At 71.3% G+C, this 13,718-nt stretch carries 8 protein-coding genes; 2 read left to right on the top strand and 6 right to left on the bottom strand.

Annotation, left to right across the window (positions count from 1 at the left end; all coding sequences use genetic code 11):
• Positions 1–51: 51 nt before the first annotated feature.
• Both HZB25_10540 and HZB25_10535 read right to left on the bottom strand, forming a co-directional pair.
• A complete protein-coding gene (locus HZB25_10540) occupies positions 52–2,184 on the bottom strand; it encodes a response regulator (protein MBI5837672.1) in 2,133 nt (710 codons plus the stop codon).
• Positions 2,185–2,320: 136 nt separating this feature from the next.
• Positions 2,321–3,667, bottom strand: coding sequence for a hypothetical protein (locus HZB25_10535; protein ID MBI5837671.1), 1,347 nt, complete (start codon positions 3,665–3,667; stop codon positions 2,321–2,323).
• 424 nt (positions 3,668–4,091) lie between these two features.
• Between HZB25_10535 and HZB25_10530 the strand changes: the two genes are divergently transcribed.
• Both HZB25_10530 and HZB25_10525 read left to right on the top strand, forming a co-directional pair.
• Entirely contained in the window at positions 4,092–5,846 is a 1,755-nt protein-coding gene (locus HZB25_10530) for a hypothetical protein (protein ID MBI5837670.1), read from the top strand.
• Positions 5,847–5,988: 142 nt separating this feature from the next.
• Entirely contained in the window at positions 5,989–6,402 is a 414-nt protein-coding gene (locus HZB25_10525) for a hypothetical protein (GenBank protein ID MBI5837669.1), read from the top strand.
• A 101-nt stretch (positions 6,403–6,503) separates the two neighbouring features.
• On the opposite strand, the gene HZB25_10520 is transcribed toward HZB25_10525, so the two are convergent.
• The 4 genes from HZB25_10520 to HZB25_10505 form a co-directional block, all read right to left on the bottom strand.
• Positions 6,504–7,805, bottom strand: a complete 1,302-nt coding sequence (locus HZB25_10520; GenBank protein ID MBI5837668.1) for a 4Fe-4S dicluster domain-containing protein — start codon at positions 7,803–7,805, stop codon at positions 6,504–6,506.
• Positions 7,802–9,175 (bottom strand): FAD-binding oxidoreductase, encoded by a 1,374-nt coding sequence (locus HZB25_10515; protein MBI5837667.1) that lies wholly within the window; start codon positions 9,173–9,175, stop codon positions 7,802–7,804. Before HZB25_10515 ends, HZB25_10520 begins: the two co-directional genes overlap by 4 nt.
• A gap of 79 nt (positions 9,176–9,254) precedes the next feature.
• The gene (locus HZB25_10510) at positions 9,255–10,733 is read right to left on the bottom strand and encodes an FAD-binding protein (protein MBI5837666.1); all 1,479 of its coding nucleotides are present in this window, start codon (positions 10,731–10,733) and stop codon (positions 9,255–9,257) included.
• A 149-nt stretch (positions 10,734–10,882) separates the two neighbouring features.
• Positions 10,883–12,775: a T9SS type A sorting domain-containing protein gene (locus HZB25_10505; protein MBI5837665.1), complete on the bottom strand. Its 1,893-nt coding sequence runs from the start codon at positions 12,773–12,775 to the stop codon at positions 10,883–10,885.
• Between the last annotated feature and the right edge of the window lie 943 nt (positions 12,776–13,718).

Genomic DNA, 13,718 nt, shown 5'->3' with positions numbered 1-13,718 from the left:
CTGCAGTGCGATTCGGCCAGACCGCGAGTTCTGGGGCCGGAATCGCGGTGGCTAGGCCGCCAGCGCCCGGGCCATCACCTCGGCCAGTTCCGCGGGGCGGTAGGGCTTCTGGATGAATCCGGCCAGCCGGTCCTCGGTGAACCCGCGGGCCACGTCCTGGGCGGCGTAGCCGGTGGCCAGGACCACCCGCACGTCCGGCCGGAGCCTGCGGAGTTCGTGGAAGGTCTCGCGGCCGTCCATCTCGGGCATGGTGAGGTCCAGCAGCACCCCGTCGATCGCCCCTGCCTGGGCCCGGAATGTCTCCACCGCCTCCCGGCCGTTGGCTGCCAGGAACACGCGGTAGCCCAGGGCCTCCAGTGCCATCTGCCCGCTCAACCGTATGGACTCCTCGTCGTCCACCACCAGGATGGTCCGGTGCGCGGGTTCGCCCGGCGTCGCCGGCCGGGAGTCCTCCACCGTCGCCACATCCCCGCCGCACGCGGGCAGGTACACCCGGAACGTGGTGCCCTCGCCCGGGCGGCTCTCCACGTGCACCGCGCCGTCGTGCGCGTGCACAATGCCCTGCACCGCCGCCAGGCCCAGTCCGCGCCCGGTGAACTTGGTGCTGAAGAACGGGTCGAAGATGCGCTCCAGGGTGGCCGCGTCCATGCCCCGGCCGGAGTCTGACACTTCCAGGACCACGTACACGCCTTCGCGCAGCTTGTCCGCGAGCCCCGCCGCCTCGAGAGCCGCCCGGCCGCAATCCTGCCGGTGCGTGGCCACCGAGATCACCCCCGGATCGCCCTCCAGGGCCTCCGAGGCGTTGAGGATCAGGTTCATCATCACCTGGCCCAGTTGCGCGCCGTCGCCCAGAACCGCGGGCAGGTCCTCTCCCAACTCCAGGCGGAACGTGGCCTTCTTCGACACCGACACGTCCAGGATCCCGGCCAGCTCGCGGGCGGTCGCGCTGACGTCCAGGGGGCGCTTGACGATCGTGCCGCCGCCCGCGTAGGCCAGCATCTGCCGGCACAGGCCCGCCGCGCGCTGCGAGGCGGCGATGACCTCCCGCAGGTGGTCGTGAGTCCGGGTGGACGGAGCGGTGGTGGCCGCGGCCATGTCGGCGTTGCACAGGATCGTGGTCAGCAGGTTGTTGAAGTCGTGCGCGATGCCGCCGGCCAGCACACCCAGGCTCTCGAGCTTCTGGGTCTTGAGCATCTGCGTCTCGATCCGCCGGCGCTCCTCCTCGGCCCTGCGGCGCGAGGTGACGTCGCGGAAGCTCCACACCCGCCCGGCGATCTCGCCGTCGCGCATCAGCGGGCAGGAGTAGCGCTCGAACACGCGCTCGTCTCGGAAGTGGATGGTGTCGAAGTCGGGCTCGGCGCTGGCGTACAGCTCCTCGACCCGCGCCACGAACGCGGCCGGGTCCTTCAGGTCGTCCCCTACGCGGGAGAGCAGCTCCGCGTCCGCCACCCGCGCCTTGTTGGCGAGGATGGTGCGCGGGATGCGCCACATATCCAGGAAGCGGGAGTTGACGCTGGTGACGAAGCGGTCCCGGTCCACCACCAGGATGCCGTCGGCGGTGGCCTCCAGCGTGGCGCGCAGCAGGGCCTCGCTCTCGCACAGCGCGGCGTGCGTGCGCATGCGCTCCATCTCGGCGGCGGTGCGCGTGGAGAAGACCTGCATCACCGCCTCCGCGCGCGCGGGTTGCGCCAGCGGCCGGCGGAACAGCGCCACCATAATCCCCTGGGGGGTGTCGTGGGAGTCGAACAGCGGCACGCCCACGTAGCCCTCGACGCCGATCTCGCGCAGCAACGTGTCCGCGGGGAACAGGTCGGCGACTCCGGAGGCGTAGGAGCAGACCTTCTTGCCGACCACGGTCTCGCAGGGGGAGCCGGCCAGCTCGTAGGTCATGTCCTCGAGGTGCTGGCCGTCCGCGAACAGCGACAGCGTGCGCACCCGGGCCGGAGATCCGGGGATCAGCTCGCCCACGAGCGCGAAGTCCGCCTGGATGGCTCGGGCGAGGCTCGACACCAGGGTGCGGAAGAAACCGGCCCCTGTCTCGAAGGTCATGCCTTCCGAGATGGCGTGGAACGCCTCGGTGGCCCAGCCACCCTGCTCCAGCTCGGCCCGGGTGCGGCGAAGCTCGTCGATCTGCGAAGACAGGTCCAGGGACGATTCGGACGGAAGGGTCGGATCCCTATGCATGCTGCGGGCTCCAGGGGCGCGCGGGTGCGCGAGGAGTCTGGGCGTGCGGCCCGATTCGGGGAGGCGCCCGGAAGCAACCCCCCCTCGGCCCCGGGGGCGGGGGGCGGTCGGCCGCAGGGACCGTCCCCGGGGGAGTTTACGGCCCCCGCTCGAGGGATCTTAACATCGACAAGACCGGCTGCCAGGTGTCGTCGAGGGCGATGAAGGCCAGGTCTCCCACGGGCGGCAGGTCACCCAGGAACACCGGGTGATTGCGCGTCTCGGAGTAGAATTCACTTCGGAAGGCCGGCTTCCACGCGGAGCGCTCCTGCTCCTTCTTCGCGTGCGTCAGCAGCTCGGGCAGCTTCCACGTGCCCACCTTCTCCTTCCAGTTCTTCTCGATGGTCCTGGCCTTTTCGGGCTCCGTCTTCTTCAATTCGGGTGCGTACAGCGCATACGAGTCCACGTCGTCGCGTGGCACGTACTGGGTGTAGATGGTGCGCGCCTCGGCGCGCGCGGTGGACGCGTCGCGTTCCAGGATCGCGCCGTCGCCGGTGTCCAGCGCCTCGACGTCGCAGCCCACGGAGACCGTGCGGTGCCGCAGCAGCACCTCCATGAGGTCCTCGACGAAGCGGTCCGAAGTGGCGCCCGACTCGTCCCGGAAAGTCTCGTGCCGCGCCACCGGCTGGCGGAAGCTGTCGTTGTTGGTGGTGGCATCCACGCTGTGGAACCTGCCGCAGATCACCACGTCGGCGCCCAGCTTGCGCCCGATACGCACCGCCTCCTCGCGGCTCAGGTGGCTCAGGCTGGATACCGGGACCTGCTGATAGACCTGCTCGCGGTCTATCAGCACCGTGAACCGGAAATCCTTCTGGGTGATGCGGCGCACCACCTCGCCGTACACGCGGTCCGAGATCTCCATGGACAGCCCGCGCACGTCCGTCTCGTTGGCGAAGGGCAGCAGCGCCACGTGAGAGACCGCGTTGTTGTAGGCCTGCCGGATCAGCGACTCCACGTCGCGGAAGCCCGGGAAGATGTCCCGGGCCACCAGGAAGTCGTCGTAGGCCTTGCGCGGCCGGCGGTCAGCCAGCTCGGCCGTCCCGCGCCGGTAGTAGATGTCGGCGGCGCCCCCGCGGATGGCGCGCTCGTCGCGGGCGAAGTCGTTGTCGGTGGGCAGGCTCACGCGGTACTCGGAGAGCTCGCGGCGGAAGGCGTCCAGGTCGCGGCAGCGCAGGCCGGCGCTCAGCGTGTCGGCTGAGGCCAGTGTGGTGATCTCGCGGCGCCAGCCTTCCATGAGCTTCGCCGCCGCGGCGGTCATGGCCTGGTGGGCGCGCTCGCCGGCGGGCTCCTTGTCGAGTGCCTTGCGGGCCTTCTCGTACGCCGTGTTGGCGTCCCCGCCCGCGAGAGCCTCCTCGCTCTGGCGGGTGAGCTTCTCGGGGCTGGCGCACGCCAGTCCCAGCAGGCAGACCATCAGCAGGGCGACTCGAAACGCGGAGCGGCGCATGGAATTCTCCTCCGGGTGACGGCGGCTCGGGGGTCACGGGGCCGGGGCCCCCGGCGCATTATAGACCGCGGGATGGGCATGGGCGAGACGTCACATGGGCGAGACGTCACATGGGCAAGACGTCGCTTGACCGGGATGTCGCTTGACTGGGACTTGCCGGCGCGCCAGACTTCCGGGACCCGCCATCCCCGCGTGGCCAACGCACATCCCCCGCACCCGGTTCCCGGCACCCCCGGCCCCACTTCGTCGTCCCCCGTTCCGAGGCACCTTCGTGTCCTTCACACCTGGTCGGCCCGCCGGCTTCCCGCCGGTGGGGGGCGCATCCGCGCGTGGCGCGCGGCTGCGGGTCGTGTTCCTGTTCCTGGCCCTCGCTGGTCTTGTCCGGTCCCCTGTCTTCCGGGCGCGCGCGGCCCATGCGGGTCCCGTGGTTCGCGACTCGGATCGCGTGGTCTTCGTCGAAGGGGAGAAGGCGGGGGGTGGGCGCGAGCGCATCTTCCTGCCGCTGCCGCCGCGCGGGCGCGGCTTGCCTCCGGCCCCGCCCGGCATGCCGGCCCTGCCCGGGACCGGACCGCAGATCACCGGGGTGTTCCCCGGCACGATCGGCAGCGCGGGCGACGAGACGCTGCGAGTCACCATCCGGGGCGCGAACTTCGGCGACGCCCCCGGCCGCGTCCGCTTCCCCGATTGGTTCGCGCGCCTGGACGGGCGCGTGCGGGCCTGGAGCGACACCGTGATCGTGGCCGAGCCGCCGGTGCCGGATGTCGCCATGCAGATCGAGGTCACGTCAGGCCCGGTGGAGGTGGTGGACCGGGAGGGGCGCTCGAGCCTGCTCAACGACGGCTGCGCCGACTACTCGTGCCGCCCCGCGAGCTGGCTCGAGGTGGTCTACAACTACCCGCACTGCCGCTGGCGGGACGAGTCGGTGCCGGTGTTCTTCCACGTGAACCCGGAGGGCCTGCCTCCCGGGTGCGGAGTGGACGCCGTGCGCCGCGGCGCGGAGGGCTGGAACTCCGTGGCCGGATCGCGCTTCTCCTTTCGCTACGCGGGGGAGAGCCCGGCGCGGCCGGGGGTGCTGGACGGCGTGAACGTGTTCGGCCCGTTGAACCCGTGGCCGTTCAGCGCCACGTGGGTGGCAGCCACTCTCTGCTTCGCGCACCACGAGGGAGATTCGCTGGTGCTGGACGAGTGCGACACCGGCTTCAACACCATGGGATTCCAGTACGTGTGCGAGCCGCGGCTCCCGTCGAGCTCCGCCGACGTGCAGACGGTCACCCTCCACGAGGCGGGCCACTGGCTACGCCTGCGCCACGTGAACACCGACGCCGAAATCCTCCAGGTGGCGCAACTGCTGGGACGGCGGCGGCCATGGTTGGGCCCGGGCGACCGCGCGGGAGCCTGCCACGTGTACCCTTCGTGGGGCAGCGCTCGCCTGGAACCTCCGGGCGGCTGGATGTGTCCGGCGGGCGATGCCGACACCGCGCGCTTCACCCTCACCGCGCTGGATCGCGAAGGCGCCCCGCAGGCGGGCGTGCCCGCGGAGAGCGTGTGGGTCGAGCTGACCCCCGGGAGCCCGGGCGGGGGGGCGGCGCCCATCCGGGTCCCGGCGGCGGCCCCCACAGACTCCTCCGGCGGGGCTCGGGTGGCCCTGGCGCGCCTGGCCGGGCCAGGCCCGTGGCGGGCAGCCCGGGCCCGCGCAGGCGGCCACGAGCTGCTTCCCCTGCCGGCCGGGGAGCTCCGGAGTCTGGATCTTTCGGGGGACGGCCGGGTGGGGCCGGAGGACTGGGTTCTGGTCCAGCCGGGCGACTCCGGGGCCATGCGCGGGCCGGACTCCCTCACGTTCCTGGCCCATCGCGGGCACCGCACCGGGCCCGCCGGGAGCCCCACTCCGGGGCGGCCGAACCCGCGCATCGAGGTGTCGCCAACACCTTTCAATACAATGCTTTACATACTACTCGAGGAGTTTGAAGCCGGGCCCCTGAACGTGGACGTCCTGGACGTCTCCGGTGGGGTCGTGCGGCGGCTCTGGAGCGGGTCCGTGGGCGCGGGAAAGCGCCGCCTGGCCTGGGATGGGCGGACCGGGGCCGGCCGTCCCGCGGCCTCCGGGATCTACCTGCTGCAGGTCAGGAGCGCCACGGGGACCCGCTACCGGAAGGTGGTCCGCATCCGGTCGGGGGGCTGACGCGGGGCACGGTTGCCAGCTTCCCGAACAGGTGATAATCTAGTTAGCAGAAAACTTGTCTCTGCCGAAATATCGGCGTATGTTTCAGGTGTCGGCGGACCGCGGGGCGAGCGCTCCCGGGTTCCCCGAGCGGAGGTGTTCCGTGAAGTCCTGGGTCCTGGTTGCGTGCGTGGCCGCGATGTTGTGCGCCGCATCGTCAGGCATGGCCATCACGTCGAATGTTGCCATCCGGTCCAACGGGTTCTCGCCCGCCGTGGACACCGTGAACGTGCATGACGTGGTGCGCTGGACGAACCAGGATGCGAGCCCCCACGCCATCACCTGCAGCGCCGCCGGCGAGGCATTCGACTCGGGGGACATGGCCGTGGGCGGGACCTACCAGCGCTCCTTCAACCGCGTGGGCACGTTCCGCTACCAGTGCTCCGCCCACGCCGGCATGCAGGGCACCATCGTGGTGATCTCGCAGAGCCCGGTCCAGAAGACCACCTGGGGCCACCTCAAGCAGCTGTTCCGCACCAAGGGCGTGGTGCCCGGACTGCGGATGCTCCTGCGCTGAACCAGTCGCGAAGCGCGAACACGAAGGGCGGGTTCCCGAGGGAGCCCGCCCTTCGTGTTGCCCGCACCGTCCGCCTACACCGTCCGCCACGCGCCGCCCGCCTACACCGTCAGGCCGTGCGCCTTCGCCAGCAGCTCCAGCGGATGGATCATCTTCACCGCCAGCTTCGCCTGCCGCGCGCCCTGCTGCATGAACAGCAGGCACCCGGGATTGGCCACCGCCACGCAGGCGGCGCCGGCGCGGCGGATGGTGTCCACCTTGCGTTCCAGCTGCCGCAGTGCCATGGCCGGCTGCGCCAGGTTGTAGATCCCGGCGCTGCCGCAGCAGAAGTCGCTGTCGTCCAGGTCGCGCACCACGTAGCCGGCGTCGCGCAGCAGCGTGCGCGGGGCGGAGCGCACCTTCTGCGCATGGGCCAGGTGGCAGGGGTCGTGCACGGCCACGACCTCGCCCGTGGGGCTGGACGGCTCCGGCAGCCCCAGCTCCGCCAGCACCTCCAGCGTATCGCGCGCCTTGCCGGCGAAGTGCCGCGCCCGTTCGGCCCACGCGGGGTCGTGCTCCAGCCAGTGTCCGTATTCACGCAGTGCCGCCCCGCACCCGGCGGCGCTGGTGACCACGAAGTCGGTGTCCCCGGCGGCCTCGAACGCCTCGATGTTGCGGCGCGCCAGCGCCAGCGCGTCGGCGCGGCGCCCCGCGTGCGCATGCAGCGCGCCGCAGCAGGTGTGCCGCTTCGGGATCACCACCTCCGCGCCGGCGCGCGCCAGCAGCGCCAGCGTGGCGCGGTTCACGCCCGGGAACAGCGGCCGGTTCACGCAGGTCACCAGGAAGGCCACCCGCGCGCGAGGCGGGTCGGTGGCCGCCGGGGTGCGCCGCGCCAGGCGCCGCGTGCCACCGGGCACGTCGGGCAGCAACGCCTCCGCGGCGCGCAGTCCCGGCGGGAGGGCGCGCGAGAGGCCCGACCCGCGCACCAGGGCGCGCAGCCCGGTGCCCTGGTACAGGCGCAGGGTGGCGGTGAGGGCGCCCATGCCGAACCCGCTGGGCAGGATCCGCCGCAGGGCGAAATCGAGCGCCCAGCGCCCCGGGCCGCGGCGCGGCACCCGGCGCTCCACCTGCGCGCGGGTGGCCTCCATCAACTCGCCGAAGGGGACGCCGGAGGGGCAGGCGGTCTCGCACGCGCGGCACACCAGGCACAGGTCCAGGTGCGCGCGGACCTCGGGTGCGGGCTCCACGCGCCCCTCGTGCAGCGCGCGCATCAGGTACAGCCGCCCGCGCGGCGAGTCGGCCTCCAGCTTCAATTCGCGGTACGTGGGGCAGGCCTGCAGGCACAGCCCGCAGTGGACACACCCGCGCAGCTTCGCGCCGTCGGGCGCGCCGTCGGCGTCGAACCAGCCGGTGGGGGTACTCATGTGTCGAACGGCATCCGGCCGGGAGCCAGCACCCCGCGGGGATCGAACGTGGTCTTGAACGTGCGCATCAGCTCCGCGGGCGCGGCGGGCCCGTGCCACAGGGGACCGCGCACCTTCACCGGCAGCGGCGCGTCCACCAGCTGCGCGGCGGCCTCGTGGCCTTCCAGGTCCGCGCGCACCCGGTCCCAGGCGTGGGCCAGGGCGTCATGCGAGTTGCCCACCGCGCGCACGTGGATGTGCCCGGCTCCCGCGTGGGCGTGCACGTGCACCGAGAGCCCCGCGCCCAGTGCCCCGCCCTTCCACCTCGCGCACAGCCGGGTCACGTCGGAGGGCAGCACCGAGATCATCGCGCGGAAGCGCCCCCGCCCGTCCGGCGCGGGGGAGGAGCCTTCCGGCGCGCCCAGCTCCGAGACCGCGGCCCAGAATGTCTCCGAGTAGCCGCCCTCCAACACCGTGGGCTTCGCCGCGCCGGCCAGCTCCGCGGCCGTCTCCAGGTGCGCCTCCACCATGTCCGGCTCGCCCTCCACCAGCGCCGCCACCGTCCACGCGCGCTCGTCGGTGGACACGCGCCACGGCAAGCTGCCGCCGCGGGCGTCGGCGGCGCGGGTGCACTCGCCGTCCAGCAGGGCCAGCGCGCCCAGTTCCAGGCGCGCCCCGAGCAGCTTCTCGATCAGCGCCCCGGCCTCGTCCGCGGTCTGCGCCCGGTGGATCAGGGTGCGGTGCGCGGCGGGCACCGCCGACAGGCGCACGTGCGCCTCGGCGATCACGGCCAGCGTCCCGTACGAGCCGGTGTAGAGCCGGTGGAGGTCGTAGCCCGCCACGTTCTTCACCACGCGGCCGCCGGCGTGGTGGACGGTGCCGTCGGCCAGCACCGCGGTCATGCCCAGCACCTTGTCGCGCGGCGCCCCGCAGGAGATCCGCCGGGGGCCGGCCCGCGCGGTGGCCAGCACGCCGCCCAGCGTGGCGCGCCCGAATCCCGGTGGATCCAGCGCCAGCCACTGGCGGTGCGGGAGCAGCCGGGCCTGCAGGTCCTGGAAACGGGTTCCGGCCCTCACGCTGGCGGTCAGATCGTCGGGGTCGTAGCGGGTGATGCCCGCCAGGCGGTCCGTGAGCAGCACGGCGTCGTAGCGCCGCGGCGGCAGGCCGACCTCCGCGAAGGTGCCCGCGCCGCGCACCACCACCGCTGCGCCGGCCTGGTGCAGTGCCCGAAGGGCCGCGGAGAGCTCCTCGACCGTTCCGGGCCGCACCGCCAGCGTGGGGCGCATGCCGTCCACGGCGTAGGCCGAGGCGGCCTCGCCGAACAGGACGTCGGCCTCGCCCAGCAGGCGGCCCAGGTCGCCGGCCAGGCCGGGAGTGATGGGGGAGGTCACGGCCGGCCGCCGCGCAGTTCGCACGCGGGGCGCGACCGATCCATGCGCCCGCCAGAGTGCGGCCCCCGCGCGGCGCGCGTCAGATCCACGCGCCCTCCACCGCGGCCAGCCTCTTCACTTCTCCGCAGCCCTTCCCGGAGGGGAACACCTTGCCGGGGTTGCACAGGTTGCGCGGGTTGAAGATGCGCCGCACGCGGTCCATCAGTTCCAGGTCCTCGTCGGTGAACAGCAGCGGCATGAGGTCGCGCTTCTCGTGGCCGATGCCGTGCTCGCCGCTGATGGTCCCGCCCAGCTCGATGCACATCTTGAGAATCTCGTGCGAGGCCTCGATGGCGCGGGCCGTCTCCGCGGGATCCTCCGCGTCGAAGAGGATGTTAGGGTGCAGGTTGCCGTCGCCCGCGTGGAACACGTTGGCGCAGCGCACCCCCAGGCGGGCGCTGATCCCGGCAATGCGGCGCAGCGCCTCCAGGATGCGGCTGCGCGGGACCACGCCGTCCATCACGTGCATGCCGCTGCTGATCCGGCCGAACGCGCCGAACGCGGACTTGCGCGCCTTCCACAGCTGGGCGCGCTCCTCCTCGGTGCGCGCCTCGCGGATCTCGCGCGGTCCGTGGGCGCGCGCGATCTCCAGGGCGCGCTCCTTGAGGGCGGGCATGCCGGCGCGCGGTCCGTCCAGCTCCACCAGCAGCGCGGCGCCGGCGTCCAGCGGCAGGCCCACACGCGCGAACGGCTCGATGGCATGGATGGTGAGCCGGTCCATCATCTCCAGCGCCGCGGGCAGGATCCCGGCGGCGATGATGGCGCTGACGCAGCGGCTGGCGTCGTCGATGTCGTCGAAGATGGCCAGGAAGGTGCGCACCGTCTCGGGCACCGGCAGGAGGCGGACCACGATCTCGGTGACCACCCCGAACGTGCCTTCGGAGCCCACCACGAGGCCGGCCAGGTCGTAGCCGGGGGCGTCCGCCACGCGGCCGCCCAGCTTGAGGATCGAGCCGTCGGGGCGCACCAGCACCACGCCCAGGACGTGGTTGGTGGTCACGCCGTACTTGAGACAGTGCGGACCGCCGGCGTTGGTGGCGACGTTGCCGCCCACGGTGCAGGTCTGCTGGCTGGCGGGATCGGGCGCGTACAGCAGGCGCTCCGGCGCGGTGGTCTTCGAAAGCCCCAGGTTCACCACGCCCGGCTGCACCACCGCGGTGCGGTGGACGGCGTCCACGTCCAGCACCCGGTCCATGCGCGCCAGCGAGAGCACCACGCCGCCGCACTCCGGCACGCAGCCGCCGGTGAGCCCGGTGCCTGCGCCGCGCGGCACGAACGGGATTCCCTCGCGGTCGCAGAGCTTCACCACGTCGGCCACCTGCACCGTGTCGGCGGGCAGCACCACCCAGTCGGGGCGGGCCTTCTCCACCACCAGCGCGTCGGCGTCGTAGACCAGGAGGTCGGCGGGATGGTGCAGCACCCAGCGCTCCCCCACGAGCGTGGCAAGCTCGCGGGTGATCGCGTCGCGGTCCACGCGGTCGCGCCAGGAACTGTCAGGGGGCGGGGCGGTGAAGGGCATGGGTTCTCCGGCTTCGGGCCATGGAACCCGCCCATAGTACGCCCCCCGCTGCGCACGCGAAAGACTCGGCACGGGGGCCACGTGTGGGGGCAGCGCACAGCGGTCCATGTGGAGTCCGGCGCGGAGTCCCTCGCCGGGCCCCGAGCAGCTTACCGAAGCAACACGATACGTCGGGTCGTGGTCAGGGAGCGTGTCTCGAGACGGAGGAAATAGACCCCGGACGGCACGGCCGAGCCCTGCGGACCCACACCGTCCCATTCGATGCGGGCAGCCAGCACTGGGCCGTCGCTCGAAAGCCGGCGAACGAGCTTGCCGTCGACCGAGTACACATTCAGGCGGTAGGGCGAGGGCTCGGCCTGGCTCAGGGCGAATCGCATCGGCGCGCGCGAGGGATTGCCGCTGAGCACCACGAAGCCGGCCTGCTCTCCGCCGGCCCACTTGAAGGTCGAGGAGTAGGTCCAGCTCATACCCTGGCGTAATCCCACGCGGTAGTAGTAGGTATGTCCGGGAAGCGCCGTGGGGTCGTCCTGGCTGAAATGGTGCTCGCCTCCCGCGATGTCGATCTCGGCTCCGATCGGCAGAAACGGCCCGAGGGAATGCTCGGCACGGAAGAGCTGGAAGCGACCCGAGCCCTCGGGATAGGCGTCCCAGGTCACCCGCACGCCCAGGCCCCCGGCCTGCACGACGGTGAGTGCGCCAAAGGTGGTCGCGGTGACCAGGGGGTAGGGGAACGCCTGGGCGTAGAGGAAGTCAGGGGTATCCGGGCCCCATGGCCACTGTGCGCCCACCCACCCGCAGATCCAAGTGTTGGATCCGGAGCGATCCACGAGAGGGGGAGAGCTGGCGGCGAAGTCCTGGGCTATCACTAGTCCACCCGGCGGATAGAGCACGTCCGGTGTGGCGTCTGCCGCGAAGTGATAGGCCCGAATGTCGGGACGGTACCACCAGTCAGGTTCGGTCACCGGGACGACTCCACCCGAGCCGTCCACCGCCAGTGCCGGGACGTAGCCCACGGAGGAAATGAGCATCCCGGCAGAAGCCCAGCCAGGAGCGGGCTGAAGATTGCCCGAAACGTGCTGCAGGGCCGCCTGGGTGTAGGTGCCGGCATAGATGAACCAGGAGACGTACGAGCCTCCCGCCCCGTCTGCGGCCAGGGAGAAGGGCGGTCTGGTCGTGGGCGTGGAGCAGAGCGCCCGTCCGTCCGTCGGGACCAGCGGCGACATGGACCCATCCGGCAGGAGGTGCTGCCCGTACAACGCCGAATTGTAGCCGGAGGTCGTGCGCCCGTCGATCCAGGCCGCGATGGCCCCGCCATCCCCCGAGGAGCACAACTGGACGGCCTGCTGCTTGCCCGGTGCCTTGCACACGGGCACACCGCCGTTCGTCCACAGGCCTAGCCCCTCGGCAGTCACCCGCTGGGCGTAGATGTCGTAATTGGTGCCGTGCCAGGTGGTGTTGCGGTTGTCGGACCAGGCGATGATCGCACCGCCCGCGCCATCGCTCACCATCTCGGGCGCCACCTGGTAGTTGACCGCCTGGCCGATGGGATTCCCATCTGCGAGCCAGCCGGGTGCGACCGAGCCGTCGGCGCGGATGTGCTGGGCGTAGATGTCCGAGGAGAAGGACCACCGCTCATCCTGCCAGGCCACGAGGAGCCCACCGACCCCATCTGAGATCAGAACGGGGTTGTCCTGCCCCACGCTGCCACAGGAGGCCACGACTCCCGAGTCCGGCCATCCGACGGGGTGCGAGCCGTCAGGGCGGATGTGCTGGACGATGACATTGCCGAAGGGCTGGTAACGGCTGTCGGTCCAGGCGATCAGGACGCCTCCCTGACCATCTGGTGCGAGGGCCATCCCGGCCGCCATGGAGGCATCGGTGCCAATGGGGCTCACGGGCTTGCCGTTCACCGGCCAGCCGGGGCCAATCTCTCCCTTCGACGTGAAGTATTGGAGGTAAACTGTTTCGGGGGTTCCAGCCGTGGACTGGTGCCGCCCGTCGAACCACGCGAAGTACGCCCCGCCAGCCCCATCACCAACCATGCAAGGCTCCGAAGGCCTGGACAGGCTGTCCCCGCAGACTATGGTGCTTTGCCGTGGATCGCTGGACCACGCAGCCAAGCAGGGCGCGGTCCATGCAATCGACGCCAGCGCAACCCAGAGGATCAGTCTCCTGCACGGCGGACTGCGGAGCATTGCGATACCCCCAAGGACGCAGACGCAATCAAACAGGCCCGCACCCAAGAATACCACAAGATCGGGCCTCGCGCACCCAGCCCGTGCCCTGGGTGCCCCACCCGGGCCCACGACGCCTTCCACTTCGTTGTAGCCCGCGCGTGATACTTGTGTACCATTGCATTAATACTGTCTTGCAGTGAATACTCCGCTCCGCGACGGCCATCGATCACCTCCACACCTCGCAATCGCCCTCGATGTGCCTACCAACCCAGCTTTCCTCGCCGCCGCCAAGACCCTGCAGCCCTCTGGCTCTCTGTGTGAAACCGGCGGATCTGCCTGACTCCCCTGCATCCATCCCGCCTGCCACTACGACCCCGCATTGGAGGCATCCATGCACGCTCCCGGACGCACGCATGCACTCACGCAGCTACTCCCTCTGATGGTGCTCGTTGCGGCATTGATCTTCGTGGGCACCCCGGTTCCAGCCTTCGCGGAACAACTTCGGTATGCCCTATCTCCGGGATACGCGGGCCCCCCTGCCGACGCCACCCATAGCCTGTGCGAAGCGATGATCGCTGTCAGCCGGACGCACGCGTGCTATGTCACGCCGCACCAGTTCTCGATCCGCCGTCGGCTGACGGATTGGGGCGCCGTGTCGGACACGACCGACAGCCTGCTGATCGGATCCCTGTGCCGGGCCTCCGCCAGCGCCCCGGTCAATGATGGGCTCCTCTCGACTTTCCGTGGGAGCCGCGGCCTGACTTGACGTGTTGAGGTGCCCTGGTTCATCCATGACCTTTCTTCTCCT

Source organism: Candidatus Eisenbacteria bacterium, assembly GCA_016235265.1.
GTDB lineage: Bacteria > Eisenbacteria > RBG-16-71-46 > RBG-16-71-46 > JACRLI01 > JACRLI01.
Note: the sequence above shows the minus strand (reverse complement) of the source record. Positions and strands in the feature narration are given on the sequence as shown.

What these genes read in the sequence shown, in the direction of transcription:
- HZB25_10505 (MBI5837665.1), bottom strand. Translation starts at nt 12,775, where the DNA reads ATGGTTGGTGATGGGGCTGGCGGGGCGTACTTCGCGTGGTTCGACGGG.
- HZB25_10520 (MBI5837668.1), bottom strand. Translation starts at nt 7,805, where the DNA reads ATGAGTACCCCCACCGGCTGGTTCGACGCCGACGGCGCGCCCGACGGC.
- HZB25_10540 (MBI5837672.1), bottom strand. Translation starts at nt 2,184, where the DNA reads ATGCATAGGGATCCGACCCTTCCGTCCGAATCGTCCCTGGACCTGTCT.
- HZB25_10510 (MBI5837666.1), bottom strand. Translation starts at nt 10,733, where the DNA reads ATGCCCTTCACCGCCCCGCCCCCTGACAGTTCCTGGCGCGACCGCGTG.
- HZB25_10535 (MBI5837671.1), bottom strand. Translation starts at nt 3,667, where the DNA reads ATGCGCCGCTCCGCGTTTCGAGTCGCCCTGCTGATGGTCTGCCTGCTG.